This window comes from Nocardia sp. NPDC004415 (assembly GCF_053602435.1).
This window is the reverse complement of the sequence record NZ_JBSGDP010000015.1, coordinates 21,601-48,307: the sequence shown is the minus strand read 5'-3', so window position 1 is coordinate 48,307 and position 26,707 is coordinate 21,601. Positions and strand designations below refer to the sequence as shown.

Genomic DNA, 26,707 nt, shown 5'->3' with positions numbered 1-26,707 from the left:
TCGTGAGTAGTTCGGCAGGCGGATCGGTCGAGGTCGAGACAGGGCCCGGAGAGCAGTCGCCCGATCTGCGGGTCCTGCTCGACCTGCTCGACCTGGAATCGATCGGCGAGGACGTGTTCCTCGGCAACCATCCCGAGAAGGTGTGGAGCCGCACCTTCGGCGGTCAGCTGGTGTCGCAGGCCATCGTCGCTGCCGGACGCACCGCGGGCGAGCGGCCGCTGCACGCGATCAACGCGCACTTCGTCCGTGGCGGCGATGTGAAGAAGCCGATCGAGTACCACGTGCAGCGCCACCGCGACGGCCGCGCGCTGGCCAACCGCACGGTCACCGCCAGCCAGGACGGGCAGGAACTGTTCGTCATGCTGGCCGCGTTCCAGGACTGGGGCAAGGGCCTCGAGCACGCCCACGAGGGCCCCGAGGTGCCCGATCCGGAGACGCTGCCCCGGATCGAGGAGAGCTTCGCCGGCTTCGAGGACAAGCTGGAGATGTTCATCAACGCCCCGCACCCGATCGACATGCGCTACACCAACGATCCGGCGTGGATCCTCAAGGGCACCGGCGAGAAGCTCAACCACAACCGGGTCTGGATGCGCACCGACGGCGCGCTGCCCGACGATCCGCTGCTGCACGTGGCGGCGCTGGGCTATTCCTCCGACACCACGGTGCTCGACTCGATCATCACCACCCACGGGCTCTCGTGGGGCCTGGACCGCATCCTCGCGGCCACGGTGAACCACTCGATCTGGTTCCACCGCCCGTTCCGCTTCGACGACTGGACGCTCTATGCCACCGAATCACCGGTGGCGGCGGGCTCGCGCGGCCTGGCGACGGGCCGGTTCTATTCGCGCGGCGGCGAGCTGATCGCCACCACGGTGCAGGAAGGTGTCATCCGGCACTTCCCGGCGCGCTGAGCCCGCTCAGCGGCGGCCGTAGTTCAATTCCAGCGCGCGGTCGGTGCGCTGGTGCGCGCGCAGCCGGAAGGGTACGGCGTGGTCCGGTGCCACGTCGTCCACCGTCCCGGTCAGGCCGTGTTCGAGGTGGGCGGTGTCGGCGTCGGTGAGCTCGGCGGGTTCACCGACCAGGCTCAGGGCGATCTCGTAGGTGGCCTCGCCGGCCGACGGGCGGCCGGGATGCGTTCCGCGCCACTGTGATTCGAGCTCACTGTGTACGGGATCGGTGGCGTCGACGGGCAGCGTGAACCGCCAGGCGAAGACCTCACGGTCCTGGATGTGGTCATCGACGACCGTGCGGATGCCGGCGACGATGCGGTCGAGCACGTCCGGTGTCACATACACATGGAGCGAAACATCCGAAATGCGTTTCGGCATGTCTGAGTCCTGTCGTGTGTCGAACCAGCAGGGAGAACAGCACGTCCGCGCCGCAGTCTAATCCCTGTGCGGCCCCGGCGAACAGCCCTTCGCGTCAGTGCCTGCGCTGGGCGGCCAGAAAGGTGGACAGCGGGGGAGCGTGGTCGGGGGTGATCACCAGTCCCGGGGGCGCCTGCGCGGTGTCCTCGGCGCGGTGGTGCGGTGCCAGCGCGGCCAGCAGCGGGAACAGCGATTCGGCGATCCGGTCACCGACCTCGACGAAGGCCTGCGGGGACAGCCCGATCGGGTCGGCGATGTTCTCCCGGCCGACATAGGCCAGGTCGTTGCGCGCCCGGTGCAGCGCGGCAATGGATTTCGCGCCGGTGACCTTGGCGATGCGATGGGCCTCGGGCAGGGTGAAAGTCCGCGCGGCCACACCGAAGGACAATGCGGTGACCTGTTCGCGCAGCGATTCGGTCATGGTGAGCACCAGATCGGCGCGATCGACCATCTCCGGGCGCAGTTTGCGGGCGGTGAATCCGCCGAGTTCGCCACCCAATCCCACGATGGTTTCCGCGGCCAGCGGTTCGGCCGGAAATCCCACCAGCGCGCGGGTGCCCGCGCTCTCCGCGGTGAGCCCGGACAGGCCGTTGTCCGCCGCGAACGCCCACGTGAGCCGTTCGGCGATCACCGACCGGCAGACATTGGAGTTGCAGACGAACAGCACGTGCATACCGACACCGTAAACGGCTCGATTGTCGGTGAGTAGACCTACGGTGCAACCATCACAGACGCGGAACTGTCTATTCACCTTTCGGTTGAATTCCGTACACGAATCACGACGCGGAAATATATTGTGTGTGACCGTGATACCCACGAGATAGTGATCGGAAACCGCGTGGAGTTTCTGTGTCGATCGTCACTCGGCGGTCGGGTAATAATCCGATTCCGGGACCACCGGGGCCACCGCGGGATCGGTGCCGTGCACGCGGCCGCGGGTGGAGAACATCGCCCCGCGCGCGGGCACCACCGGGGCGAAGCGGGCCAGCCCGGCCGGGGTGCTCATGTCGTCGTAGACCGCGTCGATGCCGCCGCGGCGGAAATACGCCTCGTGCCAGAAGCCGGTGCCGCCGGAATCACGCAGGAACTGCCGCCACCACTGCCGGTGCGGGTCCGAGCGGGTCCAGCGCTCGAGCGAGTCCAGATCGCGCCAGTACTGCCGCGCGCCCCAGTGCGGCGGCAGCATCGACCAGACCACGTCCTCGTGCAGCAGCAGGCCGTCGGGGCGGTCGGCGTGCGAGCGGTAGAGCTTGGGTCCCACGCCGAGCAGGCGCAGCACGCCACGCGGGGTGCGCACCCGCATACCCAGCAGGATCATCACCAGGTCGGGGTAGGCGTCGAGGTCGACCGTGGTCCTGCTCACGCGCATGTTCGTGCCCTTCCGCCGGGAGGCTTTCCTGGTACTACGGTGTGGCGGCCGTTCCGGTTCGACGGCGGTTCGCGCCACGGCGCGCCGAGACGCTATAGTGACCGCGGTGCGCCGGGTTGGCGGAACTGGCAGACGCGACGGTCTCAAAAACCGTTGTCCGAAAGGACGTGTGGGTTCGAGTCCCACACTCGGCACCACGGCGGAAGCGCGGCATCGGCCGCGCTCCGCGGGGGAGTATCTGTCGCGGGGCCCGCGCGATGTCCTCGCACTCGCGTTCACCCGCGGTTTCTGCGCAGCTCGCGGCATTGTGCGCGGAAACGAAAGGTACTCTTTACATCGGCATCGGAAATCCAGAGGGGTCGTACCTATGAGCACGAATGCAGGGGGCGCGGGCACAGCGCGTGAGGCAGTCGCCAAGCGCGTCGTCGTCGCCGAGGACGAAGCCCTGATCCGCATGGACCTGGTGGAGATGCTCAAGGAAGAGGGCTACGACGTCGTCGGGGAAGCGGGCGACGGGCAACAGGCCGTGGAACTGGCCGAGGAGCTGCGTCCGGATCTGGTGATCATGGACGTCAAGATGCCGCGCCGCGACGGGATCGACGCCGCCGCCGAGATCGCGACGAAACGTGTTGCGCCCGTGGTGATCCTGACCGCGTTCAGCCAGCGCGACCTGGTCGAGCGGGCGCGCGACGCAGGGGCCATGGCCTACCTGGTGAAGCCGTTCACCAAATCCGATCTGGTCCCCGCGATCGAACTGGCGGCCAGCCGCTTCCACGAAATCGCCGCGCTGGAAACCGAAGTCGCGAATCTGTCGGATCGCCTGGAGACGCGCAAGCTCGTCGAGCGCGCCAAGGGTGTGCTGATGCAGACGCAGGGCCTCTCGGAACCGCAGGCGTTCAAATGGATTCAGCGCACCGCGATGGATCGGCGCACCACCATGAAGGCGGTCGCCGAAGTCGTGCTGGAGAACCTCACCCCCCAGTGACGCTCGGAACGTGAGCAATCCGGCCCGCGTGCGCGAAAGCCGGAAAACTTTACGTAAGCGAAACAATAAAGGGAACTACGACTGGACACGAAGCATCCGACATGATGCGAATGTGATGCGGATCTAACAATCCGGCGATATGTTCTGTCCGGGCTGAACGTGGTCGGCCCCCTCGGTGGACCCGAGGAGCACAGGACATAGAGGTGAGACGTGCTCAGTTCGACATGGCGCAGTCGTTCGACGCGGGGAGTTCTGGTTATCGGAGCTGCCGCGTCGTTGGTGTTGTCCGGATGCAGCGACAAGTCGTCCGACGGCGGCGGTGGCGGCAACACCGATCTCTCGATCCAGTCGGTGGTCCAGCTCGACACCGAGGGCAAGGCCGTGGCCCAGACCGACGCGGGAGCCGCCGCCGACCCGGCCGGTGACGGCAAGGCCAAGTGCGCACCGCAGACCATCGCGATGGCGGGTCCGCTGACCGGTGGCAACGCCGCGCTCGGCATCAACATCATCAACGGCGTCAAGCTCGCACTCGACCAGCACAACAAGGCCAACCCGGATTGTCAGGTCCAGGTCAAGCAGTTCGACACCGAGGGCAAGCCGCAGATCGCGACGCAGGTGATCCCCACCATCGTCAGCGATCCCAGCATCATCGGCCTGATCGGCCCCACCTTCTCCGGGGAGACCAAGGCCACCGGCCAGATCCTCAGCGAGGCGGGCATGCCCACGCTGACCGCCTCGGCCACCAACCCCACGCTGACCCAGAACGGCTGGAAGACCTTCTTCCGCGGCCTGGGCAACGACAACTCGCAGGGCCCGGCCGTGGCCAACTATCTGACCGGAGAGAAGGGCTTCAAGAAGATCTGCGTCGTGCAGGACAACACCGACTACGGTGCCGGTCTGGCGCAGGCGTTCCTCACCGCCGCCGGTCCGGCCGCCGACGCGTCCTGCGCGGTCAGCGTCAAGGAAGGTGACAAGGACTTCTCCGCCGCGGTGTCGAAGCTCTCGGCCGCCGCCCCCGACGCCATCTTCTACGCCGGGTACTACGCCGAGGCCGCGCCGTTCGTGCAGCAGCTGCGCTCCGGCGGCGTGAACGCCACCTTCGTCTCCGCCGACGGCAGCAACGATCCCGAGTTCGTCCGCCAGGCCGGTGCCTCGTCCAAGGGCGCGCTGCTGTCGTGCCCGTGCAGCCCGGCGCCCGACGAGTTCGCCTCGGAGTACAAGGCACTCAACGGCCAGGCGCCCGGCGTCTACTCCGTCGAGGGCTACGACCTGACCACGATCCTGCTCAAGGGGATCGACTCGGGCAAGGTGACCCGCGCCGAGCTGGTCGACTACGTCCGCAACTACACCGGCACCGGTGTCGCCCGTGAGTACAAGTGGGGCGAGACCGGCGAGCTGGCCAACATCCAGATCTGGATGTACGAGGTCAAGTAGTCCCTTCGAGAGTGTGGAGCGGTGCGCGTGGTGAGGCCACGCGCACCGTTCGCCCGACGCGAGAGAAACCATGACATCAGCGGCATCGCTCGGTGTGACCCTGTTGGCCGAGGGGTCCATCGATTTCAACGTTTCCGGCGTGATCGACCAGTTCTGGAAACTGACCGTGGACGGTCTGACCTACGGTTCGATCTACGCCCTGGTCGCCGTCGGCTACACCCTGGTCTACGGTGTGCTGCGGCTGATCAACTTCGCCCATTCCGAGATCTTCATGCTCGGCATGTTCGGCACCTATGTGGGCCTCGAGCTGCTCGGCTTCGCCCCCAGCGGTAACGCCTACTCCCAGGGCGTGCTGCTGACGGTGATGTATCTGGGCGTGGCGATGCTGTTCGGCATGCTGGTCTCGGGCATCGCCGCGATCGGCCTGGAACGGGTCGCCTACCGGCCGCTGCGCAGGCGCGGCGCCAAGCCGCTGGCCTTCCTGATCACCGCGATCGGCATGTCGTTCGTGATCCAGGAGTTCGTGCACTACATCCTGCCCAAGATCAAGCCCGGGCTCGGCGGTTCCAACGCGCAGACCGGTATCCGGCTGGTGGAACCGAAGGTGCAGTTCACCTTTCTCGGCGCGCCGGTCACCAATGTGGCGCTGGTGATCTTCGCCGCGGCCATCGTGCTCGCGATCACCACCGAGATCCTCATCAACCGCACGAAATTCGGCCGGGCCATCCGCGCGGTGGCCCAGGACCCCGACACCGCCACCCTGATGGGTGTCTCGCGGGAACGGGTGATCGTGCTGACCTTCCTCATCGGCGGCCTGCTGGCCGGTGCCGCCGCGATGCTCTACACGCTCTACATCCCCACCGGCATCATCTTCTCCGGTGGCTTCATCCTCGGTATCAAGGCCTTCAGCGCCGCGGTGCTCGGCGGTATCGGCAACCTGCGCGGCGCGCTGCTGGGCGGCATGCTCCTGGGTGTGGCCGAGCAGTACGGCCAGATCCTGTTCGGCAACGAATGGCGTGACGTGGTCGCCTTCGTGCTGCTGGTGACCGTGCTGATGTTCCGGCCGACCGGCATCCTCGGCGAGAGCCTGGGGAGGGCCCGCGCATGACCGACCTGACGAAGAACACGGCGACGACACCGCCGCGGCGCGGCCTCGGCGACGCGATCCGCACCTGGTGGGACGGACTCTCGCGCCCCGGTCAGTGGGCGGTCGGCGTACCGATCCTGCTCGCGCTGGCGCTGCTGCCCATCTACACCCCGCCGCTGATCGACACCCCCGGGGTGAGCTTCGGCGGCGTGATGGCGCAGTTCGCGATGTACGCGCTGATCGCCATCGGCCTCAATGTCGTGGTCGGCCAGGCCGGCCTGCTCGACCTCGGCTATGTCGGCTTCTACGCCGTCGGCGCCTACACCGTGGCCCTGCTGACCAGCCCGAACAGCCCGTGGAACCAGACCGACGGCGGCTGGCTCGAACCCAGCTGGGCCTGGCTGGCCTGCCTGCCCATCGCAGTGGCGCTCACCGCCGTCGCCGGTCTGATCCTCGGAGCCCCGACACTGCGCGTGCGCGGCGACTATCTGGCGATCGTGACGCTGGGCTTCGGTGAGATCGTGCGCCTGATGGCCGACAATCTCGACGAGCTGACCAACGGCAGCCTGGGCCTGTCCAAGGTCGCCTACCCGGAGGTCGGCGAGTCCGAGACCCATCCCGGTGGCGTGTTCTCCCCGGGCAATCTCGGCGATCCCGACAGCAAGAACCCGCTCGAGCACGCCAACAGCGGCACCTGGTGGTTCTGGCTGGGCATGGTGCTGGTCGTGGTGGTGCTGCTGATCATCGGCAATCTCGAGCGCAGCCGGGTCGGCCGCTCCTGGGTCGCGATCCGCGAGGACGAGGACGCCGCCGAGATCATGGGCGTGCCGACCTTCAAGTTCAAGCTGTGGGCCTTCGTGATCGGCGCCTCCGTCGGCGGCCTGTCCGGCGCCATGTACGCCGGTCAGGTCACCTATGTGAACCCCAAGCAGTTCGACATCATCCTGTCGATGCTGTTCCTGTGCGCGGTCGTGCTCGGCGGCTCGGGCAACAAACTCGGCGTCATCGTCGGTGCCTTCCTCATCGCGTATCTGCCGATGCGGTTGCAGTCGGTGCAGCTGGTGTCCAGCGAGTCGACGGGCTATCTGCTGCTGGCCCTCGACGTCGCGGTGCTGATCGGGCTGTGGCTGCTGTGGCGGTGGCGCGGCGACACGCTCGGCGTGTGGGTCAGGCGGGGCGTGATCACGGTGTCGATCGTCGCGGTGGTCTTCGGGCTGCTGCTGGCAGGCAGCGTGCTGCTGTTCCGCAAGGGCGGCGCGCAGACCCTCGGCGACCTGAAGTACTTCTACTTCGGCATCGCCCTGGTGGTGATGATGATTCTGCGGCCACAGGGTCTGTTCCCGGTGCGTCAGAAACTGCTCACCTACGGCAGGCAGGTATACCAGGCGGTCGTGCGCAAGCCGGCGGCCGAACCGATCGGAGCAGGGCGATGACGGGGCCGGGCGCAGGGGACGCGCTGTACGACAACGAGGACATGAAGGCCGGGTACAAGCCCGCGCCGGAGGTCGAACCGGCCGGTGAGGTCGACCTCACCGCGGTCCTGCCCGAACTCGCCGACGCCGAGACCGTCGCCGATGTGGTCGCCCCGCACCGCGACATCGAGACCGCCGTCGGCGAGCCGCTGCTGCGCACCGACGGGCTGACGGTGAAGTTCGGCGGCCTGACCGCCCTGGACGGGGTGAGTTTCGAGATCCGCCGCGGCGAGATCCTCGGCCTGATCGGCCCCAACGGCGCGGGCAAGACCACCTGCTTCAACGCCATCACCGGCGTCTACAAGCCCGCCGCGGGCAGCGTGCACTTCGACGGCAGGCCGCTGGCCAAGACCAAGCGCAACGAGATCACCCGCCTCGGCATCGCGCGCACCTTTCAGAACGTGCGCCTGTTCGGCGAGATGACCGCGCTGGAGAACGTGGTGGTCGGCACCGACGCCCGGCACACCACCTCGGTGCCCGGTGCCATCCTGCGCACCCCGAAGCATCGCAGGGAGGAACGCGACGCCATCGAACGCGGCATGGCGCTGCTGGAATTCGTCGGCATCGCCCCGCGCGCGGTGGAGAAGGCCCGCAACCTCTCCTACGGTGACCAGCGGCGGCTCGAGATCGCCCGCGCGCTGGCCACCGAGCCCAAACTGCTGTGCCTGGACGAGCCGGCCGCCGGCTTCAACCCGAGCGAGAAGTCCGCGCTCATGGAGCTGATCCGCAAGATCCGCGACGACGGCTACACCGTGCTGCTGATCGAGCACGACATGCGCCTGGTCATGGGCGTCACCGACCGGATCGTGGTGCTCGAGTTCGGCCGCAAGATCGCCGACGGGCTGCCCGCCGAGGTCCGCGAGGACCCGGCGGTGATCGCGGCCTACCTGGGTGTCCCCGACGCCGACACCGTGGCCGAGGTCCGTGAGGAGGCCGCCGACGCCGCCGCGGCCGGGGCCTCGCCCGCCACGGTGGTGGTGGAGCAGGCCGACGAGCAGGTCGACGAGGTCGCCGTCGCCGGTCCCGAGCCGCTGCTCGAGGTGCGGGACATGGTCGTCAATTACGGCCGGATCGAAGCGCTGCACGGGATCTCGCTGTCGGTGTCGCCGGGGGAGCTGGTCACCCTGCTCGGCGCCAACGGCGCGGGCAAGACCACCACCATGCGGGCGCTGTCCGGGCTGCTGCCGCTGACCTCGGGCCGGATCTTGTTCCAGGGCAAGGACATCACCGCGATGAAGGCCCACGACCGGGTGGTCGAAGGGCTCATCCAGTCGCCGGAAGGGCGCGGGGTGTTCCCCGGCATGACGGTGCTGGAGAACCTCGACATGGGCTGCTACGGCAGGCCCTTCGCGCAGAAGGCCGAATACCAGCAGACCCTGGACTGGATCTTCGAGCTGTTCCCGCGCCTGGCCGAACGGCGCAAACAGGTCGGCGGCACGCTCTCCGGCGGTGAACAGCAGATGCTGGCCATCGGCCGGGCCCTGATGGCCCGCCCGAAACTGCTGCTGCTCGACGAGCCGTCCATGGGTCTGGCGCCGATGGTGATCCAGCAGATCTTCCGGATCATCAGCGAGATCAATCGCCAGGGCACCACGGTCCTGCTCGTCGAACAGAACGCCCAGCAGGCGCTGACCCGCAGCGACCGCGCCTACATCCTGGAAACCGGCGAGGTCACCAAGTCCGGCGCGGGTGCGGACCTGCTCACCGACCCCGCGGTCATGTCCGCCTATCTCGGCGCCGACTGACCAGCTGCCCGTCACCCGGCCCCGCGCTCCGTGTGAGTGCGGGGCCGGTCCGGTTTTCCGGGGCAACACCCGCGGCGAGGGCGTCGATGTCACACCGTGTCCCTACACTCATGCGGGTGAGTTCACCGACGACTGCTCAGGCATCGACAACGACCACCGCCGACGGGGGTGAGCGGCCGACGCTGCTGCTCCTGGACGGGCATTCGATCGCCTACCGCGCGTTCTTCGCGCTACCGGCGGAGAACTTCAAGACCGTCACCGGGCAGACCACCAACGCGGTGTACGGGTTCACCTCGATGCTGATCAACCTGCTGCGCGACGAGAAGCCCACGCATGTGGCCGCGGCCTTCGATGTGTCGCGCAAGACCTTCCGCACCGAGGCGTACCCCGAGTACAAGGCCAACCGCAGCGCCACCCCGGACGAGTTCCGCGGCCAGGTCGAACTCACCAAGGACGTGCTCGGCGCGCTCGGCATCCCGGTCATGGCGATCGACGGCTACGAGGCCGACGACGTGATCGCCACCCTCACCACCCAGGCCACCGCCCAGGGGTACCGGGTGTTCATCGTCACCGGCGACCGCGACGCCATCCAGCTGGTCAACGACGACGTCACCGTGCTCTACCCGCGCAAGGGCGTCTCCGATCTCACCCGCTTCACCCCCGCCGAGGTCGAGACCAAATACGGTCTCACCCCGGCCCAGTACCCCGACTACGCGGCCCTGCGCGGCGACCCGAGCGACAATCTGCCCGGTATCCCCGGCGTCGGCGAGAAGACCGCCGCCAAGTGGATCCGCGAGTACGGCGACCTGGCCACCCTGGTCGACCGTGTCGACCAGGTGAAGGGCAAGGTCGGCGACGCCTTACGCGCCAATCTCTCCAGTGTCGTGCTCAACCGCCAGCTCACCGAGATGGTGCGCGAGGTCCCGCTGCCCTATACCCCCGACCAGCTCGCGCAGGCCCCGTGGGACCGCGAGAAGATCCACCAGCTCTTCGACGACCTGGAATTCCGCGTCCTGCGCGACCGCCTCTTCGACACCCTCGGTTCGGCCGAACCCGAAGCCGAGTCCGGTTTCGAGATCAGCGGCGCCATCGTGGAACCGGGCACGGTCGGCGACTGGCTGGCCGAACACGCGAAACCCGGTGTGCGCCACGGGCTCTCGGCGGTCGGCACCGGCACGCCGGTACACGGTGACGCCCGCGCGCTCGCCCTGGCCGCCGCCGACGGTGAGGGCGGCTACCTCGATCTCACCACCCTGACGCCCGAGGACGAGGCCGCCCTGGGCATCTGGCTGGGCGACCCGGAGGTGCCCAAGGCCCTGCACGAGGCCAAGGCCGCCGAGCACGCCCTGCGCGGGCGCGGCTTCACCCTGGCCGGGCTCACCAGCGACACCGCCCTGTCGGCCTATCTGGTGCGCCCCGGCCAGCGCAGCTTCAACCTCGACGACCTCTCGCTGCGCTACCTCAAGCGTGAACTGCGTGCCGAGACCGGCGACGACGGCCAGCTCTCCCTGCTCGACGACGAGGACACCGTCGCCGCCGACCTCGCCCGCGACGAGATGCTGCGTGCCCGCGCCGTCGCCGACCTGGCCGACGCGCTCGACTCCGAACTGGAGCAGATCGAGTCGACCGCACTGCTGCACGAGATGGAACTGCCGCTGCTCGGCGTGCTGGGCACGCTGGAGGACGCGGGCATCGCCGTCGACGTGGCCCAGCTGGAATCGCTGCAGCGCCAGTTCGCCGACCGGGTCACCGAGGCCGCCAACGCTGCCTACGAGGTGATCGGCAAGCAGATCAACCTCGGCTCGCCCAAGCAGCTGCAGGTGGTGCTGTTCGACGAGCTCGACATGCCCAAGACCAAGCGCACCAAGACCGGCTACACCACCGACGCCGACGCGCTGGAATCGCTGTTCGAGAAGACCGGCCACGCCTTCCTCGAACACCTGCTGGCCCACCGCGACGCGACCCGGCTCAAGGTCACCGTGGACGGCCTGCTCAAGTCGGTCGCCGACGACGGCCGCATCCACACCACGTTCAACCAGACCATCGCCGCCACCGGCAGGCTCTCCTCCACCGAGCCGAACCTGCAGAACATCCCCATCCGCACCGACACCGGCCGCCAGATCCGCGACACCTTCGTCGTCGGCCCCGGCTTCGCCGAGCTGATGACCGCGGACTACAGCCAGATCGAGATGCGGATCATGGCGCACCTGTCCGGCGACGAGGGCCTGATCGAGGCGTTCAACTCCGGCGAGGACCTGCACACCTTCGTCGCCTCCAAGGCGTTCGACATCCCGCTGCACGAGGTGAGCCCGGAGCTGCGCCGCCGGATCAAGGCCATGTCCTACGGCCTGGCCTACGGCCTGAGCTCCTACGGCCTGTCCGCCCAGCTCAAGATCAGCACCGCCGAGGCCAAGGAGCAGATGGACGTCTACTTCGACCGCTTCGGTGGCATCCGCGACTACCTGTCCGACGTCGTCGACGAGGCCCGCAAGGTCGGCTACACCCAGACCCTGTTCGGCCGCCGCCGCTACCTGCCCGACCTGGACTCCAGCAACCGCCAGCGCCGCGAGGCCGCCGAACGCATGGCCCTCAACGCGCCCATCCAGGGCACCGCCGCCGACATCATCAAGGTCGCGATGATCAATGTGCAGAACGCGATCACCGACGCTGGCCTGCGCTCGCGCATGCTCCTGCAGATCCACGACGAACTCGTCTTCGAGGTCGCCGACGGCGAACGCGACGCCCTCGAGGCCCTGGCCCGCGACCAGATGTCCTCGGCCATCGAACTCTCGGTCCCGCTCACCGTCTCGGTCGGCACGGGCCACAGCTGGGACGCGGCGGCCCATTGATGCGCATCCGCCCCGGCCGCAGCGTGGCGCCTTTGTCCAAGCCGGCCGGGCGGCGCGGTCGTACCGTGGACGAGGGGTGACCGGAAGGAGCCGATGATGGCCGGGTTCGTGGCGACCGCCGAGGTCGAGATCGATGCTTCGCCGCAGCGGGTCTGGGCGGTACTGACCGACCCGGTGGCGATTCGGGAGTTCATGTTCGGGGCCGAGGTGGAGACCGACTGGCGGCCCGGGAGCCCGATCGTCTGGAAGGGCGAGTACGAGGGCAAGCCGTACACCGACCGGGGCGAGATCCTCGCCGTGGAGCCGGGGCGGTTGCTCACGATGACGCATTACAGCCCGCTCGGCGGGCAACCGGACGCGCCGGAGAACTATCACACGCTCGGCTATCTGCTCACCGGCGACGACACCTCGACACACCTGACGCTGAGCCAGGACAACAACGCGTCCGAGGAAGAGGCCGCGCACGCGCAGGGGATGTGGGAGTCCCACGTGGCCGGGATCAAGGCCGCCGCTGAACGCGCCTGATCGCACCGCCGCGCCGTCGTGCCCGGGGTGTGGCAGCATCGGAGGGTGCCCGCCGATGTCATCGCGACCCCGCTGCCCGCCTGCCCGGATATCGACCAGGCCTTCGCGGCCGCGTGGCCGGTGCGCCTGGGCGACACCGACGGCGACGACCGGCTGCGCCTCGACGCGGTGGCGCGCTATCTGCAGGACATCGGGTTCGATCACCTCGACGCCGTCGAGGACGGCGACACCCATCAGGCGTGGATCGTGCGGCGCACCGTCATCGACGTCTACGCACCGATCATGTTCGGCGACCGCGTGCGGCTGCGCCGCTGGGCCGACGCGCTGTCGAACCGGTGGTGCGATATGCGCATCCAGCTGCGCGGCGAGCGCGGCGGACACATCGAGGCCGCGGCCTTCCTGATCCACATCGATCCGGTGGCGGGCAGGCCCGCGCGCATGAGCGACGCCTTCATGGCACCGATGCTGGCCAGCACCACCGAGCACCGGCTGCGCTGGCGGGCGGCGCTCACCGAACTCGACGAGCCCGAGGTGGAGGCCGCGCCGTTCCCGCTGCGGGTCGCCGACGTGGACCGGCTCGGGCACGTCAACAACGCGGTGTACTGGGAGGCGGTCGAGGAGGCCCTCGCCGCGCACCCGGACCGCCACCGGCTGCCCTACCGGGCGATCGTCGAACACGCCGGACCGGTGATGATCGGCGACAAGGTGGTGCTGCGCACCAGCGCGCAGCCCGGCGCCCTGCGCATCCAGCTCGAGGTGGACGGTTCCGCGCGGGCACTGGCCTCGGTGGAACCGCTGGCCGGGGGACCGGCGCACTGATCCGTGCGTCCGGGAGTAGCGCACTCCCGACGGTGACCGGAACCACCGATCTGAGCTGCGGTGACGGTACTCACCGGTAGACACGGCGGGGTCGAAAGTAGGTTGCGGTTTCACGACGATCGCCCTATTCTCGACAACGTGCCGAATCCCGCCGACCGCTTTGCCGCGCTGCTTGTCGCTGACCGCGACCGCGCGGCCGCTGCTGCGCAGACCGCGCAGGCAGCCACCCGGCAGATTCTTCTCGTAGTAACCCGCCGTAGCGGGGTCTGATTCGGACCAGCCCCCTCGCTGCGGGCTGATTTTCATTGTTCTGCTGGTCCCACCTGCCAACGAAGACCATCTTCGGGAAGACCTCACCTGCAATGACACTGCTGACACTGGACCATGCCCTGTTCGACGCCGCCCCCCGCGGGCTGCGTGCCGAACTCACCGACCTCACCCCCGCCGAGTTCCTCGACCGGTACACCCGGTTCGAGGGTCCGATCACGCTCGGCGAATGGACTTGTTCCGGAACGGATTTCACCGCCACCCTGGAATTCGCCGACCACCTGCGGACCGTCCTGGCCACCGGTAGCCCGGTCGCGGCCATGACCTCCGCGCTCTACGACGAGGGCTACCCCCTCGAGATCCTGCAGTTCCACCAGCGGCCCACCGCCGAGGGCATCGCCACGTTCGTGCGGTGCGATCTCGACGGCAGGCGCGGCTGGGCCGCGGCCATGGCCGCCGGTGGCGCCGAGTCGACCGTGCGCGCCATGATCGCCTGCGTCGGCAAGCTCGCGGGCTGATCCGCCCCGGCACACGCCGAAAGGGCCCGTTCACCTCACCGGAGGTGAACGGGCCCTTGACGTTTCGCGCCTATTCGGCGGCGGGCGCCTGCTCGGCGATCTGCTTGCGCACCTCGTCCATGTCCAGGCCCTTGACCTGGGTCACCAGGTCCTCCAGCGCCGCGGGCGGCAGCGCGCCCGGCTGGGCGAACACCAGCACGCCCTCGCGGAAGGCCATGATGGTCGGGATCGACTGGATGTTGGCGGCCGCGGCGAGCCCCTGCTCGGCCTCGGTGTCGACCTTGCCGTGCACCACGTCGGGGTGCTTGTCCGAGGAGGACTCGAAGGTGGGGGCGAAGCTGCGGCACGGACCGCACCAGGAAGCCCAGAAATCGACGAGTACCACGTCGTTTCCGGTGATCACTTCGTCGAAGTTCTGCTGGGTCAGCGTCTGGGTGGCCATGACGTCCTCTCCTTGTCGGTGTCCCCGGCTGTAACGCCGGGGTCTTTCACTATCTTCCCCCGGCCACGAGCCGCTCCTGCCGTGTGTCGCCGTCCCAGCGGCGAATCCCCACCACAACGGCGGAAAAATCGTTGTCGGCCGCCACCGCGCGCACGGCGTCACCGAGCCGCTCCGGCGGTACCCGGCGAGCCAGGGTCACATGCGGGGTCCAGGCACCGGGTGCCACAGTGGACGGAATGCCGGGGCACGGCGCGACCAGTTCGGCGACCCGGCGCTGCAGGGCCAGCAGTTCCTCGGTGACGACCACCGCCCGCACCAGGATCGGCCTGCGCGCCCCGAACACCAGCACCCCGCCCAGCCGGACCGGCAGCGGGGCGAAGTCCGTGCGCTCGAGCGCGTGGTCGATGCGCGGCCAGATCTCGCGGGCCACCGCGACGGTGATGTGCGGGCGATGGGTGGCGCCGCGCGGACTGCCGATGCCCGCCTCGGCCAGCACCGCCCACTGCCTGCGGATCTCCGCCTCGCCCCGCTCGTCCAGCAGCAACTCCACCGACTGCACCATGCCCGCCAACCTAGTCGCCGCGGCGTGTCCGGGTGGGGCGCTCGCGCGCACCGCGACGCGCACGCGCGAGGATGAGGGGGTGAACGGTGCGAAGACGAGTCCGCGGCTCGGTGTGATCGACGGTGACGGCATCGGCCCCGAGGTGGTGGCCGCGACGCGGACGGTGGTCGACGAGGCCGTCGCCGCGGCGGGCCTTGACCCGGTGACCTGGGTGCCCCTGCTGATCGGTCACGCCGCCATCGCCGCCCACGGCGATCCGCTGCCCGAACAGACCCTCGACGCCCTGGCCGGGCTCGACGCCTGGATCCTCGGTCCGCATGACAACGCCTCCTACCCGGCCGAGATGCGGGTGGCGCCCGGCGGGGCGATCCGCAAGCGCCTGGGCCTCTACGCCAATATCCGGCCCGCGATGGCCTTCGCCGGCGTGCGGGCCACCGCGCCCGGCATCGACCTGGTGATCGTGCGGGAGAACAGCGAGGGCTTCTACGCCGACCGCAACATGTTCGCCGGGTCGGGGGAGTTCCGCCCGACCGAGGACGTGGCCATGGCCGTCGCGGTGATCACCCGGCAGGCGTGCGAGCGGATCGCGCACCAGGCGCTGCGGCTGGCCCAGGGCAGGCGCGGGCGGGTGACGGTGGTGCACAAGGCGAATGTGCTGCCGATGACGACCGGCCTGTTCCGCGATGTGTGCTTCGAGGTGGCCGCGCAGTACCCGGACGTGCGGGTCGACGACGCGCACGTCGACGCGATGGCCGCGCATCTGGTCCGTTCGCCCGGCGACTACGACGTGATTGTCACCGAGAACCTCTTCGGTGACATCCTCTCCGACCTCGCGGGTGAGCTCAGCGGCTCACTCGGCATGGCCCCCTCGCTCAATTGCTCCGACACCAAGGCGATGGCCCAGGCGGTGCACGGCGCGGCCCCCGGTCTGGCCGGGCACAATCGCGCGAATCCGGCGGCGCTGCAATTGTCGGCGGCGATGTTGTTGCGCTGGTTGGCCGTTCGCGACGACAACGGTCTGCTGCACGACGCGGCCGACCGGATCGGTCACGCGGTGGCGGCGACCCTGGCGGCGGGAGTGGCCACCGCCGATCTCGGTGGTCTGGCCTCGACGAGCGAATTCACCGAGCAGGTCGCCGCGCGCGTGCACCGGAGGTGAAAAGGCGTCTTCCACATTCGCTGATGAATCTTCGGTTACTGTCGCACCACGCTGTGTCCGGTTCGCCTACATTGCCAATCAGGCGCTGACACGTCCGGCGGCGCCGAGGCGAATGGTGGAGGCCCTGTGGCAGGTCGAATGATTCTCGCTCGCCGCGCCGCGCGCACGATCGGTGTCGTCGCCGGCATCGTGCTGGTATCGGCCGGGTGCGTGCACAATACCGAGGGCGACACCGCCGATGTGGCCAAAGTGCGGGTCGAACGGGTCGACGAACTGGCCGCGACCGTGCCGGAGCGGATTCGGCAGGCCGGAAAGATCGTCGTCGGCGTCAATGTGCCGTATCAGCCGAACGAGTATCGCGACGCCAGCGGCAATATCGTCGGCTTCGATGTCGACCTGTTCGACGCGGTGGCCGCCACGCTCGGCCTGCGCGCCGATTATGTCGAGTCGGCGTTCGAGAAGATCATTCCCGCGATTCAGGCAGGCACCTATGACGTCGGCATGTCGTCGATCACCGATTCGCGCGAACGCGAGAAACAGGTCGATTTCACGACCTATTTCTCCGCCGGGGTCCAATGGGCGCAGCGCACAGGTAAGGACATCGACCCCGAGAACGCGTGCGGCAAGAAAGTCGCCGTGCAGGCGACCACCGTCGAACACACCGAGGAAGTACCCGCCAAGAGCGCGAAATGTGTCGCCGAGGGTAAGGACCCGATCGATATGAAAGCCTTCGACGAGCAGAGCGCGGCCACCAACGCGCTGGTTCTCGGCCAGGTCGACGCCATGTCCGCGGACTCCCCGGTGACGGCGTACGCGATCAGGCAGACCGACGGCCAGCTCGAGGCGGCGGGCCCGATCTTCGAGTCCGCGCCCTACGGCTGGGCGGTGCAGAAGTCCTCGCCGCTGGCGGTGTCCTTGCAGAAGGCACTCCAGCACCTGATCGACACCGGGAAGTACGCCGAGATCACCGCCAACTGGGGTGTGCAGGACGGACGGATCACCACCTCGGTGATCAACGGGGCTGTGAGCTGACATGAGCGACGACGACACCCCCGAAGTCATCAAGGCCGTCCCGCTGCGCAGGCCCGGCCGCTGGATCGCCGCGGCCGTCATCCTGATCCTGGTCGGTCTTTTCGTCTACGGCGCGGCGACCAATCCCGCCTACCGCTGGGACACCTACGGCCGGTACCTGTTCGACTACCGGATCACCCAGGGCGCCATCGTCACCCTGGAGCTGACGGTGCTGGCCATGGCCATCGCGGTGGCCCTCGGCACCGTGCTCGCGGTGATGCGCCTGTCGCCGAATCCGGTGCTGCGCACCACGGCGTGGGTGTATCTGTGGATCTTCCGCGGCACCCCGGTGTTCGTGCAGCTGGTGTTCTGGGGGCTGGTGCCCTCGCTCTACCGGCAGATCGACCTCGGTGTGCCGTTCGGGCCGCAGTTCTTCCACCTCGATGTGCAGCAGCTACAGGCGGCGTTCCTGTTCGCGGTGATCGGCCTCGGTCTCAACGAGGCCGCCTACATGGCCGAGATCGTGCGCGCCGGCATCAATTCCGTCGGCGAGGGCCAGCGCGAGGCCTCGGTGGCGCTGGGCATGTCGTGGACCCAGACCATGCGTCGCACGGTGCTGCCGCAGGCCATGCGGGTGATCATCCCGCCCACCGGCAACGAGCTGATCGGCATGCTCAAGACCACCTCGCTGGTCACCGCGATTCCGCTGAGCACCGACCTGTTCGGCCGCGCCCGCGACATCTACGGCGTCAACTTCCAGCCGATCCCGCTGCTGCTGGTCTGTGCCACCTGGTACCTGGCGATCACCAGCGTCCTCATGGTCGGGCAGTACTACCTGGAACGGCACTTCTCACGGGGAGCCACCCGGCAGCTGACGGCCAAGCAGCTCGCCGAACTGGCCACGGCACAGGCGGCGGTGAAGGCGAAATGACCGAATCAGCAGTGACCACCCCGCCCATGGTGCTGGCCGACCGGGTCTGCAAGAACTTCGGCGCGCTGAAGGTGCTGCGCGGTGTCTCGCTCGAGGTGCGGCGCGGCAAGGTGCTGTGCCTGGTCGGGCCCTCGGGTTCGGGCAAGTCGACGTTCCTGCGCTGCATCAACCACCTCGAGCAGGTGAACGCGGGCAGGCTCTATGTCGACGGCGAGCTCGTCGGCTACCGGGAGAAGAACGGCAAGCTCTACGAGATGCATCCGCGCGACGCCGCCCGGCAGCGCCGCGACATCGGCATGGTGTTCCAGCATTTCAATCTGTTCCCGCACCGCACGGCGCTGGAGAACGTGATCGAGGCGCCCACCCAGGTGCGCGGCATCCGCAAGGCCGAGGCCGTCACCCGGGCCGAGGAGCTGCTGGACCGGGTCGGCCTGGCCGCCAAGCGCAATGCCTATCCGGCGCAGCTCTCGGGCGGTCAGCAGCAGCGGGTGGCGATCGCGCGGGCGCTGGCCATGGACCCCAAGCTCATGCTGTTCGACGAGCCGACCTCGGCGCTGGACCCGGAACTGGTCGGTGAGGTGCTCACCGTCATGCGCGAGCTGGCCGATTCCGGCATGACCATGCTGGTGGTGACCCACGAGATGGGCTTCGCCCGCGAGGTCGCAGACGAGCTGGTGCTCATGGACGGCGGGGTGGTCGTGGAATCGGGTCCGCCGCGCGAGCTGCTGGCGAACCCGCAGCAGGAGCGCACCAAGACGTTCCTGTCGCGGCTGCTCTGACGGGTCAGTCCGCGCCGGGCGTCAGGCGTTCCAGCGACACCTGGGCCTGGGCGATGCGGCGGATGGCGGCCAGCGCGGTGTCACCGAGCACCGTGAGCACCACCACCGCGTCGACGATGTCGTCGCGCCCGCCCGCGGCCACCGCGGTCGCGACATCGTTGTCCGCGATCACCCGCGCGCCGTCGAAATAGCTGGGCAGGGCGGTGGCACCCCAGTCCCCGTAGCCGAGCTGGGCCAGGCGCACCAGGACCGAGGTGAGCGTGTCGATCGCCTCCGAGCTGGGTTTCATGTCCCAGCCGCGCCGGTCCATCTCCGCCCGCACGGTCGCGGCGGCGCGTTCCCATTCGTTGTCGGGGGCGCTCGGCGCGGGCGTGGACAGGCTGCCCTGCACCACGCCGAGCAGGCTGAACAGCGGCAGGTCGGGGGAGTCGACGGCGGCGAGCACCTCGCCCACCGTCGACACCGGCAGCCCGCCGACCTCGATCAGCGCCCGGATCAGCCGCAGCCTGCGCAGGTGTTCCTCGCCGTAACTGGCCTGGTTCGGGCCGGTACGCGTGCCCGCGGGCAGCAGCCCCTCGCGCAGGTAGTACTTGATCGTCGGCACCGCGATGCCGCTGCGCTCACTCAACTCCGAGATCCGCACCGCTACCTCCGTTTTCGCTCGCGCCCCTTGCCGACGGCCCGGCATGTGGATAGTCTAACTATCCATAACGGATAGTAGAACTATCTATCACTGGGAGATCGTCATGATTCCGGACGCACTGCCCCGCCGCCGGGCCCCGCTGCATCGTCCCCTGCTGTATTTCGCCGCCGCCAATGCCGTACTCGCCGTCGTGGCGGTGATCGGCGTGCTGGTCGACGACCGGGTGATCACCGGCGCGGCCGCGTGGTTCAAACCCGCCAAGTTCGCGCTGTCGTTCGTGCTCTACAGCCTCGCGCTGGCCTGGCTGATCTCGCTGCGGCCCAAGGCTTCCCGGCTCGTCGGCGCGATGGCGACGGTGATCGTCGTCGCGGGCACGATCGAGCAGCTGATCATCTTCGGCCAGGTCGTGCGCGGCACCCGCAGCCACTACAACATGACCACCGTCCTCGACGGCGTCCTGTGGATCACCATGGGCGTCACCATTCTCGTGCTCTTCCTGGCCACCATGGTGGTCGCCGCCCGGCTGTGGGTGACACCGATCGGCGACGCGGCGATCACCTGGTCGATCCGGCTGGGGCTGGCCGTCACGCTGGCCGGCCTGGCGCTGGGCAATCTCATGCCCGGCCGCGCATCCGGGGTGGACGGGATCGTCGGCGCGCACACCGTCGGCGCCCCCGACGGCACCCCCGGCATGCCGCTGACCGGCTGGAGCACCACCGACGGCGATCTGCGCATCCCGCACTTCTTCGGTATGCACGCCCTGCAGGTGCTGCCGCTGTTCGCCGCGGTGCTGGTGGTCGCGGCGGTCCGGCTGCCGATCCTGCGGTCCCCGCGGGTGCGGCTCGGCCTGGTGCTCACCGCCTCGGCCGCGTACGCCGCGACGCTGGCGCTGCTCACCTGGCAGGCGCTGCGGGGGCAGCCGTTGATCCATCCCGATGAGGCCACCCTGGGGGCGGCCGCCGTCATCGGTCTCGGAGTTGTCGTAGGCGTGGGGTTCTCGGTCGCGAGCGCGATCGGTACCCGGAAGGTGGCGATCGCGTGAGCACCCTGTTCGACCTGTCGTTCTACGTCACCGTCCCGTTCTGGGCGCTGATGATCTTCGCCCCGGCCTGGCGATGGACCCGCACGATCATCGGCTCACCATGGATCGTGCTGGCGCCCTTGGCGATCTGGGCGATCGTCGCCGTCCCGGTCCTCGGCCCGCTCTGGGCGCTGGTGACGTCACCGTCGCTGGCCGCCATCACCGACGCCGCCGCCGACCCCGCCGTCCTCACGGCACTGTGGGCGCAGATCCTCGCGTGGGACCTGTTCCTCGGGCGATGGATCTACCTCGACAGCCGGGAGCGGGAGATCTCGCCGTGGCTGATGGGTCCGGTACTGGTGGGGACGATTCTGTTGTCGCCCTTGGTGTTCCCGGCCTATCTGGTGCTGCGGGAGGTCGCCGGGCGCGGGTCCAGGGACCGGGAAGTCGCGACGGTGCAATGAGCGGCTGCCGCGTTGTGGGGTCGCGGCACCCGCGCGGTCAGTGCTCGTCGACGGCGGTGGCGCGCGAGACCGTCTCCCAGGTGGTGACGTCGCCACGCACCGCGTCGAGATGTCCGAGGACCGCGTCCACCGCGTCGGCGCCCAGCGGCAGGCGCAGCGGCGCCTTCTCCGCGGCCAGGGCCGCCCGGATCGCCGCGGCGGCCTTGGCCGGGTCGCCCGCCTGGGTGCCGTCGCCGCCGGACACCATGGTCCGGGTCGCGCCGACCGTGTCGGTGTAGCGGCCGGAATCGGTGCTGAAGGCGGCCGCGCCGGGACCGAACAGGCCGGTCCGGAAGGCACCCGGCTCGACGATCAGCACCGTGATGCCGTAGGGCTCCACCTCGGCGGCCAGCGCCTCCGACATGCCCTCGAGTGCGAACTTCGTGGCGCTGTAGGCCCCGAATCCGGCGAAGGACAGCTGCCCGCCGACACTGCTCATCTGCACGATCGCGCCGGCGCGCCGGGCACGCATGTGCGGCAGCACGGCGCGGGTGAGGGCGGCCGGTCCGAAGACGTGCAGGTCGAACAGGTCGCGCAGCTCGGCATCAGTGGTCTCCTCGACCGCACCGACATGGGTGCGTCCGGCATTGTTGACCAGCACGTCGATGCGGCCGTGCCGGGCGACGATATCGCCGACCACGGCGTCGACGCGGGTGGTGTCGGTGACATCGAGGGCGATTGTCTCGATCCGGTCGGGGTGCGCGGCGACCAGGTCGTCGAGGGCGGCGGTGCGCCGGGCGACCGCGACCACCGTGTCGCCCGCGTCGATCGCCGCCTGCGTGAGGGCGCGGCCGAAGCCGCTGCTCGCGCCGGTGATCAGCCAGATCTTCGGTGTCTTCATCGGATTCTCCTCTGTCGGTTGCTGTTCCGGTGCCCCACTGATGCTGCCCGCGGTGCCGACGCGCTGTCCAAGACCCGCTGTGATAACCAAGAGTTATGGATGTACACGGGCGCGACCTGCGCTACTTCGTCGCGGTCGCCGAGCGGCTGAACTTCACCGCGGCGGCGGAGAGTCTCTATGTCTCCCAGCCCGCGCTGAGCAAGCAGATCCGCAAGCTCGAGAACCAGCTCGGCGCGGCGCTGTTCACCCGCGACACCCGGTCGGTGGCGCTCACTCCGGTCGGCGCGGCGCTGGTGCCGCACGCGCGCCGGATGCTCGACGCGTGGTCCGTGGCCGAGGCGGAGGTGGCGGCGGTGCTCCCGGTTCACCGCCGCCTTTCCCGCGGCGAAACCGGTGCTGCGCCAGGTCGGCTGGGAGGACCCCACCGCCGGGCTGGCCGACGCCACCACCGATGTGGCCTTCGTCTGGCTCCCGCTGGCCGACCCCGAGCGCTACGGCCTGCTGGTGGTGGCCACCGAACCGCGGCTGGTCGCGCTGCCCGCGGAGCATCGGCTCGCCGGGCACGCGCGGATCGATTTCGCCGATCTGCTCGACGAGCCGTTCCTCGCCCTGCCCGAGTCGGCCGGTGCGCTGCGCGACTACTGGCTGGCGGTCGACGAGCGTGGCGGGCGCCCGCCGGTCATCGGCGCGGAGGTGTCGAGCATGGTCCAGGCCTGCGCGCTGGCGACGAACGCGGTGCGGGCCGGGTGAATCGCATGAGTACGGCGTCGGAGCTGCCGAGGCTTCTGGATCGGATCGCGCGTCGACGTCAGGGCGTAGCGGACCGCCGCGGGTGGCCGCCGAGTGCGATACGAAGTTGCCCGAGAAGGACATTCGCGGCCGGGCGGCCCGATCGGTCGGCGCGCCAGGCGAGGGCGAGGCGGCCGGTGATCCGGGGCTCGACGATGGTGAGGACGCGGATGTCGGCGGGGACGGCGTCACCGAGCGCGGGGACCACGGCGGTGCCCAGACCGCTCGCCGCCAGGCGCAGCAGCAGTGGGGGAGCGGCGGCTTCGAAGGCCACATTCGGGGTGAAACCCGCTGCGGCGCAAGTGCGTTCGAAGACGCCGCGCAGGCCGGTGCCGCGCGGCAGGCAGCTCAGCTGACGGTCGGCGAGTTCGGCGAGGGTGATGGTCGCGGCGGGGCCGGGCGCGTCCCGGGCGACGGCGGCCACCAGCGGGGTCTCCAGGATGACGTCGACCTCGATGCCGGAGCGCGGTGGTGCGCCGGTGAGGCCGACCAGGGCGATGTCGAGGTCATCGCGGTCGAGGGCGTCGAGCATGTTCTCGGCAGTGTCCTCGGTGAGGCTGATCCCGACCCGCGGGTGATCTTCGTGGAAGTCGGCGAGCACGCGGGCGATGTCGAATTCCTCGGTGGCGGCCCCCGAGATGACGCCCAGCCGGACGTGTCCGCGCAGCAGCCCGGTGAACTCCTGCACCGTGGCGGTGATCCGGTCCGTCGCGGCCAGCGCGGCCCGGGCGTGGTCGAGGACCGCGAGGCCGACCTCGGTCGGGGTGACGGTGCGCGCGCCGCGATCGAGCAGCCGCTGGCCGAGCTCGCGTTCGAGCTGCCGGATCTGCGCGCTGAGCCCGGGCTGGGTGAGGTGCAGGCGCTCGGCCGCCCGGGTGAAGCCGCCCTCGTCGACGACGGTCACGAAGTACCGCAGCTGCCGCAATTCCATAACAGTCGATTATAGGAATAAGAAGAACTATCTGTTGTACTTCTCGATCGGCCGCGCGCAGGGTGGAGTCATGACCGAGAACGCAGCGCAGACCGTCGACGCACCCCACACCACCGGACCGGTGTTCCGTCCCGGCGACACCGGATACTCCGAAGAGGTCGCGGGCTTCCAGACCGCCTATACCCATCGTCCCGCTCTCGTGGTCGGTGCGGTCACCGCCGAGGACGTCCGGGCCGCCGTGGAATACGCCGCGCGGCACCGGCTTCCGGTCGCGGTGCAGGCCACCGGGCACGGCCTGTCGGTGGCCGCCGACGCCGGAGTGCTCATCACCACCACGCGGATGGATGCCGTCACCGTGGATCCCGTCGCCCGCACCGCGCGGATCGGGGCCGGAGTGCGGGCGGGCGCGCTGGTCGAGGCCGCGGCCGCGCACGGGCTGGCACCGTTGAACGGGTCGTCGCTGTCGGTCGGGGTGGCCGGATACGTGCTCGGGGGCGGGCTGGGCCTGCTCGGGCGCGAATTCGGTTACGCCGCCGACCACGTGCGCGCGATAGACCTGGTGACCGCCGACGGCCGCATGCGCACCCTCACCCCCGGCGACGAACTCTTCGACGCCGTCCTCGGCACCGGCGGCAACTTCGGTGTCGTCACCGGACTGGAGCTCGATCTCGTCCCGATCGCCGAGATCTACGGTGGTCAGCTGGTGTTCCCCACCGAACTCGTCGACACCGCCCTCGAGACCTGGCGCCAGTGGACCGCGACACTGCCGGACACCCTCACCTCCACCGTCGCCGTGCTGACCTACCCCGACATCCAGGCGCTGCCGGAACCATTGCGCGGCAAGCACCTCGCCTCGATCCGGATCGCCTTCCACGGCACCGCCGAGGAGGGCGAGCGGCTGGTCGCGCCGCTGCGCGCGATCGGTGACCGGCTGCGCGACGACCTGCGCGTCCTGCCGTACACCGAATCGCACACGATCCACAGCGACCCCGACTTCCCGCACGCCTACGCCGCCACCAACGCGCTGCTGTCCGAACTGACCCCGGCGGGCCTGGCCGCCCTGCGCGCGCTCACCGCACCCGGGGGACCGGTGGAGGCCGTCGTCGACATCCGCCACCTCGGCGGCGCCCTGCGTCACGGCGGCGCCTCGATCGGCCATCGCGACGCCGGCTACGTCGTGCGGGTGATCACCGGCGCCGACGGCGATGCCGAACCCGCCGAGCTGGGCCTCGTGCGGGAAGCCCTGGCGCCGTGGACGATCGGGCACAGCCTGAACTTCCTCTACGGCGCGGGCGCGGCCGCCGACGCCGCCCAGACCGGAGCCGGTTTCGCCCCGGCCACGCTGCGCCGGCTGGCCGAGCTCAAGCGAATCCACGACCCGCGCAACATGTTCCGCTTCAACCGCAATATCGCCCCGGCCTGACATCCGGAATGTCCGATCTTGCCGATCCGGGCGGTATCTACTATCTTGATGATATCACTCAGATATCGGGAGGATGTCATGGAACTGCGCTCCGCATTCCGGCTCAACGGGTTCGTCGTGCTGCTGGGGTGGCTGGTGTTCACCCTGGCCTTCGGCGCGGCGGCCGTCGTCGCCTTCATCGCCGCCACCCAGCACGACGGTGGCGCCCTGGCGTGGGCGGGCGCGGGGATCGCGGTGTTCGCGGCGGTGGTCGTGCTGCTGCTGGCCACCGGGCTGATCATCGTCAACCCCAACGAGGCCAAGGTGATCACCTTCTTCGGCCGCTACATCGGCTCGGTCAGCGAGCCCGGGTTCTTCTCGGTGGTGCCACTGGCCGACCGCAAGTCCATCTCGCTGCGGGTGCGCAACTTCGAGACCCAGAAGCTGAAGGTCAACGACGCCGACGGCAACCCGGTGGAGATCGCGGCGGTCGTCGTCTACAAGGTGGTCGACAGCTTCAAGGCCGCCTTCGCGGTCGACGACTACGAGGAGTACGTGGAGACCCAGTCGGAGGCGGCGGTGCGGCACCTGGCCACCACCCACCCCTACGACGCCCACGACGACAGCCGCACCAGCCTGCGCGACGGCGCCGAAGTGGCCGAGGAACTCACCGTCGAGCTGCGGGAACGCACGCTCACCGCCGGTATCGAGGTCATCGAGGCGCGCATCACCCACCTGGCGTACGCGCCCGAGATCGCCCAGGCGATGCTGGTGCGCCAGCAGGCCGCCCAGGTCGTCGCCGCCCGCACCCACATCGTCGAGGGCGCGGTGGGCATGGTCGGCCTGGCCCTGGACCGCCTCGCCGCAGCGGGCACCGTGGAACTCGACGAGGAACGCAAGGCCGCCATGGTCTCGAACCTGCTGGTCGTGCTCTGCGGCGACCGCGCCACCCAGCCGGTCGTCAACACCGGATCCCTCTACGCCTGAGGGCTCCATGACCGCGCAGAAGAAGGAACCCAAGAAGGTCCTGCTGCGGCTCGATCCGGCCGTCCACGAGGCACTCGCCAAGTGGGCGGCCGACGACCTGCGCAGCGTCAACTCCCAGATCGAATACGCCCTACGCCTGGCCCTCGACCAAGCCGGCCGCAAACCCCGACGCGACTGACGGCGGGCTCGCGCGCCGATCGGGGCACTCCGCGCAGCCGCGCGATAGTGATCGGTCACGAATTCCGGGTCGCGGAGGTGGTCGAGGAGAG

At 69.3% G+C, this 26,707-nt stretch carries 28 protein-coding genes, 1 tRNA gene and 2 pseudogenes; 23 read left to right on the top strand and 8 right to left on the bottom strand.

From position 1 onward, the window contains the following. Positions 1 to 2: 2 nt before the first annotated feature. On the top strand, positions 3 to 911 hold the full coding sequence (locus tag ACWEMY_RS10095) for an acyl-CoA thioesterase (protein WP_375938158.1): 909 nt from the start codon (positions 3 to 5) through the stop codon (positions 909 to 911). 6 nt (positions 912 to 917) lie between these two features. On the opposite strand, the gene ACWEMY_RS10090 is transcribed toward ACWEMY_RS10095, so the two are convergent. The 3 genes from ACWEMY_RS10090 to ACWEMY_RS10080 form a co-directional block, all read right to left on the bottom strand. Next, positions 918 to 1,328, bottom strand: coding sequence for a hypothetical protein (locus tag ACWEMY_RS10090; RefSeq protein ID WP_452389699.1), 411 nt, complete (start codon positions 1,326 to 1,328; stop codon positions 918 to 920). A 94-nt stretch (positions 1,329 to 1,422) separates the two neighbouring features. Further along, the gene (locus ACWEMY_RS10085) at positions 1,423 to 2,040 is read right to left on the bottom strand and encodes an arsenate reductase/protein-tyrosine-phosphatase family protein (RefSeq protein WP_375938164.1); all 618 of its coding nucleotides are present in this window, start codon (positions 2,038 to 2,040) and stop codon (positions 1,423 to 1,425) included. A 186-nt stretch (positions 2,041 to 2,226) separates the two neighbouring features. Then, positions 2,227 to 2,730: a phenylacetaldoxime dehydratase family protein gene (locus tag ACWEMY_RS10080; RefSeq protein ID WP_452389698.1), complete on the bottom strand. Its 504-nt coding sequence runs from the start codon at positions 2,728 to 2,730 to the stop codon at positions 2,227 to 2,229. Positions 2,731 to 2,846: 116 nt separating this feature from the next. Between ACWEMY_RS10080 and ACWEMY_RS10075 the strand changes: the two genes are divergently transcribed. From ACWEMY_RS10075 to ACWEMY_RS10025, 11 genes and pseudogenes are all read left to right on the top strand, one after another. Continuing rightward, a tRNA-Leu gene (locus ACWEMY_RS10075) sits at positions 2,847 to 2,933 on the top strand. A gap of 170 nt (positions 2,934 to 3,103) precedes the next feature. Next, positions 3,104 to 3,721, top strand: coding sequence for an ANTAR domain-containing response regulator (locus tag ACWEMY_RS10070; protein ID WP_375938170.1), 618 nt, complete (start codon positions 3,104 to 3,106; stop codon positions 3,719 to 3,721). A gap of 276 nt (positions 3,722 to 3,997) precedes the next feature. Then, entirely contained in the window at positions 3,998 to 5,155 is a 1,158-nt protein-coding gene (locus ACWEMY_RS10065) for a branched-chain amino acid ABC transporter substrate-binding protein (RefSeq protein ID WP_375938172.1), read from the top strand. Positions 5,156 to 5,225: 70 nt separating this feature from the next. Continuing rightward, the gene (locus ACWEMY_RS10060) at positions 5,226 to 6,263 is read left to right on the top strand and encodes a branched-chain amino acid ABC transporter permease (RefSeq protein WP_375938175.1); all 1,038 of its coding nucleotides are present in this window, start codon (positions 5,226 to 5,228) and stop codon (positions 6,261 to 6,263) included. After that, positions 6,260 to 7,675 carry a branched-chain amino acid ABC transporter permease gene (locus tag ACWEMY_RS10055; RefSeq protein ID WP_452389697.1) on the top strand — a complete coding sequence of 472 codons (1,416 nt, stop codon included), beginning with the start codon at positions 6,260 to 6,262 and terminating at the stop codon, positions 7,673 to 7,675. The genes ACWEMY_RS10060 and ACWEMY_RS10055 overlap by 4 nt, the downstream gene beginning before the upstream one ends. Next, positions 7,672 to 8,580: pseudogene (locus ACWEMY_RS10050) on the top strand (ABC transporter ATP-binding protein); the annotation flags it as partial. The gene ACWEMY_RS10055 and the pseudogene ACWEMY_RS10050, both read left to right, overlap by 4 nt. Before the next feature lie 183 nt (positions 8,581 to 8,763). Next, complete coding sequence (locus ACWEMY_RS10045; protein WP_452389744.1) at positions 8,764 to 9,459, top strand: ABC transporter ATP-binding protein; 696 nt, start codon at positions 8,764 to 8,766, stop codon at positions 9,457 to 9,459. 116 nt (positions 9,460 to 9,575) lie between these two features. Beyond that, entirely contained in the window at positions 9,576 to 12,308 is a 2,733-nt protein-coding gene (gene polA, locus ACWEMY_RS10040; protein ID WP_452389696.1) for a DNA polymerase I, read from the top strand. A 96-nt stretch (positions 12,309 to 12,404) separates the two neighbouring features. Further along, complete coding sequence (locus ACWEMY_RS10035; RefSeq protein WP_452389695.1) at positions 12,405 to 12,833, top strand: SRPBCC domain-containing protein; 429 nt, start codon at positions 12,405 to 12,407, stop codon at positions 12,831 to 12,833. Between the two features lie 45 nt (positions 12,834 to 12,878). Next, on the top strand, positions 12,879 to 13,652 hold the full coding sequence (locus tag ACWEMY_RS10030) for an acyl-[acyl-carrier-protein] thioesterase (protein ID WP_452389694.1): 774 nt from the start codon (positions 12,879 to 12,881) through the stop codon (positions 13,650 to 13,652). 362 nt (positions 13,653 to 14,014) lie between these two features. Then, positions 14,015 to 14,437 carry a 2-keto-3-deoxygluconate kinase gene (locus ACWEMY_RS10025; protein WP_375938190.1) on the top strand — a complete coding sequence of 141 codons (423 nt, stop codon included), beginning with the start codon at positions 14,015 to 14,017 and terminating at the stop codon, positions 14,435 to 14,437. A gap of 70 nt (positions 14,438 to 14,507) precedes the next feature. On the opposite strand, the gene trxA is transcribed toward ACWEMY_RS10025, so the two are convergent. Then, positions 14,508 to 14,879, bottom strand: coding sequence for a thioredoxin (gene trxA, locus ACWEMY_RS10020; RefSeq protein WP_452389693.1), 372 nt, complete (start codon positions 14,877 to 14,879; stop codon positions 14,508 to 14,510). Positions 14,880 to 14,928: 49 nt separating this feature from the next. Next, positions 14,929 to 15,441 carry a 2'-5' RNA ligase family protein gene (locus tag ACWEMY_RS10015; protein WP_452389692.1) on the bottom strand — a complete coding sequence of 171 codons (513 nt, stop codon included), beginning with the start codon at positions 15,439 to 15,441 and terminating at the stop codon, positions 14,929 to 14,931. 79 nt (positions 15,442 to 15,520) lie between these two features. On the opposite strand from ACWEMY_RS10015, the gene ACWEMY_RS10010 reads away from it, so the two are divergent. The 4 genes from ACWEMY_RS10010 to ACWEMY_RS09995 all read left to right on the top strand — a co-directional run bounded on the left by ACWEMY_RS10010 (position 15,521) and on the right by ACWEMY_RS09995 (position 19,321). Beyond that, the gene (locus ACWEMY_RS10010) at positions 15,521 to 16,600 is read left to right on the top strand and encodes an isocitrate/isopropylmalate dehydrogenase family protein (RefSeq protein ID WP_375938199.1); all 1,080 of its coding nucleotides are present in this window, start codon (positions 15,521 to 15,523) and stop codon (positions 16,598 to 16,600) included. Positions 16,601 to 16,738: 138 nt separating this feature from the next. Continuing rightward, positions 16,739 to 17,632, top strand: coding sequence for an ABC transporter substrate-binding protein (locus ACWEMY_RS10005; RefSeq protein ID WP_452389743.1), 894 nt, complete (start codon positions 16,739 to 16,741; stop codon positions 17,630 to 17,632). Between the two features lies 1 nt (position 17,633). Then, the gene (locus ACWEMY_RS10000; RefSeq protein WP_375938202.1) at positions 17,634 to 18,542 is read left to right on the top strand and encodes an amino acid ABC transporter permease; all 909 of its coding nucleotides are present in this window, start codon (positions 17,634 to 17,636) and stop codon (positions 18,540 to 18,542) included. A 26-nt stretch (positions 18,543 to 18,568) separates the two neighbouring features. After that, positions 18,569 to 19,321, top strand: a complete 753-nt coding sequence (locus ACWEMY_RS09995) for an amino acid ABC transporter ATP-binding protein (RefSeq protein WP_452389742.1) — start codon at positions 18,569 to 18,571, stop codon at positions 19,319 to 19,321. Between the two features lie 4 nt (positions 19,322 to 19,325). Here the strand turns inward: ACWEMY_RS09995 and ACWEMY_RS09990 are convergent, their stop codons facing one another. Then, complete coding sequence (locus ACWEMY_RS09990) at positions 19,326 to 19,964, bottom strand: MerR family transcriptional regulator (protein WP_452389691.1); 639 nt, start codon at positions 19,962 to 19,964, stop codon at positions 19,326 to 19,328. A 103-nt stretch (positions 19,965 to 20,067) separates the two neighbouring features. Here ACWEMY_RS09990 and ACWEMY_RS09985 point away from each other — a divergent pair, with 103 nt between their 5' ends. Both ACWEMY_RS09985 and ACWEMY_RS09980 read left to right on the top strand, forming a co-directional pair. Then, the gene (locus tag ACWEMY_RS09985; protein WP_452389690.1) at positions 20,068 to 21,006 is read left to right on the top strand and encodes a hypothetical protein; all 939 of its coding nucleotides are present in this window, start codon (positions 20,068 to 20,070) and stop codon (positions 21,004 to 21,006) included. Then, positions 21,003 to 21,449, top strand: a complete 447-nt coding sequence (locus ACWEMY_RS09980) for an ABA4-like family protein (protein ID WP_452389689.1) — start codon at positions 21,003 to 21,005, stop codon at positions 21,447 to 21,449. Before ACWEMY_RS09985 ends, ACWEMY_RS09980 begins: the two co-directional genes overlap by 4 nt. A 37-nt stretch (positions 21,450 to 21,486) precedes the next feature. Here the strand turns inward: ACWEMY_RS09980 and ACWEMY_RS09975 are convergent, their stop codons facing one another. Further along, positions 21,487 to 22,329, bottom strand: coding sequence for an oxidoreductase (locus ACWEMY_RS09975; protein WP_452389688.1), 843 nt, complete (start codon positions 22,327 to 22,329; stop codon positions 21,487 to 21,489). 95 nt (positions 22,330 to 22,424) lie between these two features. On the opposite strand from ACWEMY_RS09975, the pseudogene ACWEMY_RS09970 reads away from it, so the two are divergent. Further along, positions 22,425 to 22,553: pseudogene (locus ACWEMY_RS09970) on the top strand (helix-turn-helix domain-containing protein); the annotation flags it as partial. 169 nt (positions 22,554 to 22,722) lie between these two features. After that, complete coding sequence (locus tag ACWEMY_RS09965; RefSeq protein ID WP_452389687.1) at positions 22,723 to 23,079, top strand: LysR substrate-binding domain-containing protein; 357 nt, start codon at positions 22,723 to 22,725, stop codon at positions 23,077 to 23,079. Between the two features lie 58 nt (positions 23,080 to 23,137). On the opposite strand, the gene ACWEMY_RS09960 is transcribed toward ACWEMY_RS09965, so the two are convergent. Then, on the bottom strand, positions 23,138 to 24,049 hold the full coding sequence (locus tag ACWEMY_RS09960) for a LysR family transcriptional regulator (RefSeq protein ID WP_452389686.1): 912 nt from the start codon (positions 24,047 to 24,049) through the stop codon (positions 23,138 to 23,140). A 70-nt stretch (positions 24,050 to 24,119) separates the two neighbouring features. Between ACWEMY_RS09960 and ACWEMY_RS09955 the strand changes: the two genes are divergently transcribed. The 3 genes from ACWEMY_RS09955 (at position 24,120) to ACWEMY_RS09945 (ending at position 26,616) form a co-directional block, all read left to right on the top strand. After that, positions 24,120 to 25,472, top strand: a complete 1,353-nt coding sequence (locus ACWEMY_RS09955; protein ID WP_452389685.1) for an FAD-binding oxidoreductase — start codon at positions 24,120 to 24,122, stop codon at positions 25,470 to 25,472. Positions 25,473 to 25,550: 78 nt separating this feature from the next. Beyond that, on the top strand, positions 25,551 to 26,438 hold the full coding sequence (locus ACWEMY_RS09950; RefSeq protein WP_452389684.1) for an SPFH domain-containing protein: 888 nt from the start codon (positions 25,551 to 25,553) through the stop codon (positions 26,436 to 26,438). A 7-nt stretch (positions 26,439 to 26,445) separates the two neighbouring features. Beyond that, complete coding sequence (locus ACWEMY_RS09945) at positions 26,446 to 26,616, top strand: toxin-antitoxin system HicB family antitoxin (protein WP_452389683.1); 171 nt, start codon at positions 26,446 to 26,448, stop codon at positions 26,614 to 26,616. Positions 26,617 to 26,707 lie beyond the last annotated feature (91 nt).

What these genes read in the sequence shown, in the direction of transcription:
- trxA (WP_452389693.1), bottom strand. Translation starts at nt 14,879, where the DNA reads ATGGCCACCCAGACGCTGACCCAGCAGAACTTCGACGAAGTGATCACC.
- ACWEMY_RS09960 (WP_452389686.1), bottom strand. Translation starts at nt 24,049, where the DNA reads ATGGAATTGCGGCAGCTGCGGTACTTCGTGACCGTCGTCGACGAGGGC.
- ACWEMY_RS10070 (WP_375938170.1), top strand. Translation starts at nt 3,104, where the DNA reads ATGAGCACGAATGCAGGGGGCGCGGGCACAGCGCGTGAGGCAGTCGCC.
- ACWEMY_RS09945 (WP_452389683.1), top strand. Translation starts at nt 26,446, where the DNA reads ATGACCGCGCAGAAGAAGGAACCCAAGAAGGTCCTGCTGCGGCTCGAT.
- ACWEMY_RS09985 (WP_452389690.1), top strand. Translation starts at nt 20,068, where the DNA reads ATGATTCCGGACGCACTGCCCCGCCGCCGGGCCCCGCTGCATCGTCCC.
- ACWEMY_RS10055 (WP_452389697.1), top strand. Translation starts at nt 6,260, where the DNA reads ATGACCGACCTGACGAAGAACACGGCGACGACACCGCCGCGGCGCGGC.
- ACWEMY_RS10005 (WP_452389743.1), top strand. Translation starts at nt 16,739, where the DNA reads ATGATTCTCGCTCGCCGCGCCGCGCGCACGATCGGTGTCGTCGCCGGC.
- ACWEMY_RS10085 (WP_375938164.1), bottom strand. Translation starts at nt 2,040, where the DNA reads ATGCACGTGCTGTTCGTCTGCAACTCCAATGTCTGCCGGTCGGTGATC.
- ACWEMY_RS09950 (WP_452389684.1), top strand. Translation starts at nt 25,551, where the DNA reads ATGGAACTGCGCTCCGCATTCCGGCTCAACGGGTTCGTCGTGCTGCTG.
- ACWEMY_RS10015 (WP_452389692.1), bottom strand. Translation starts at nt 15,441, where the DNA reads ATGGTGCAGTCGGTGGAGTTGCTGCTGGACGAGCGGGGCGAGGCGGAG.
- ACWEMY_RS10025 (WP_375938190.1), top strand. Translation starts at nt 14,015, where the DNA reads ATGACACTGCTGACACTGGACCATGCCCTGTTCGACGCCGCCCCCCGC.
- ACWEMY_RS10090 (WP_452389699.1), bottom strand. Translation starts at nt 1,328, where the DNA reads ATGCCGAAACGCATTTCGGATGTTTCGCTCCATGTGTATGTGACACCG.
- ACWEMY_RS09955 (WP_452389685.1), top strand. Translation starts at nt 24,120, where the DNA reads ATGACCGAGAACGCAGCGCAGACCGTCGACGCACCCCACACCACCGGA.
- ACWEMY_RS10035 (WP_452389695.1), top strand. Translation starts at nt 12,405, where the DNA reads ATGGCCGGGTTCGTGGCGACCGCCGAGGTCGAGATCGATGCTTCGCCG.
- ACWEMY_RS09975 (WP_452389688.1), bottom strand. Translation starts at nt 22,329, where the DNA reads ATGAAGACACCGAAGATCTGGCTGATCACCGGCGCGAGCAGCGGCTTC.
- ACWEMY_RS10060 (WP_375938175.1), top strand. Translation starts at nt 5,226, where the DNA reads ATGACATCAGCGGCATCGCTCGGTGTGACCCTGTTGGCCGAGGGGTCC.
- ACWEMY_RS09995 (WP_452389742.1), top strand. Translation starts at nt 18,569, where the DNA reads ATGGTGCTGGCCGACCGGGTCTGCAAGAACTTCGGCGCGCTGAAGGTG.
- ACWEMY_RS10045 (WP_452389744.1), top strand. Translation starts at nt 8,764, where the DNA reads ATGGTCGTCAATTACGGCCGGATCGAAGCGCTGCACGGGATCTCGCTG.
- ACWEMY_RS10000 (WP_375938202.1), top strand. Translation starts at nt 17,634, where the DNA reads ATGAGCGACGACGACACCCCCGAAGTCATCAAGGCCGTCCCGCTGCGC.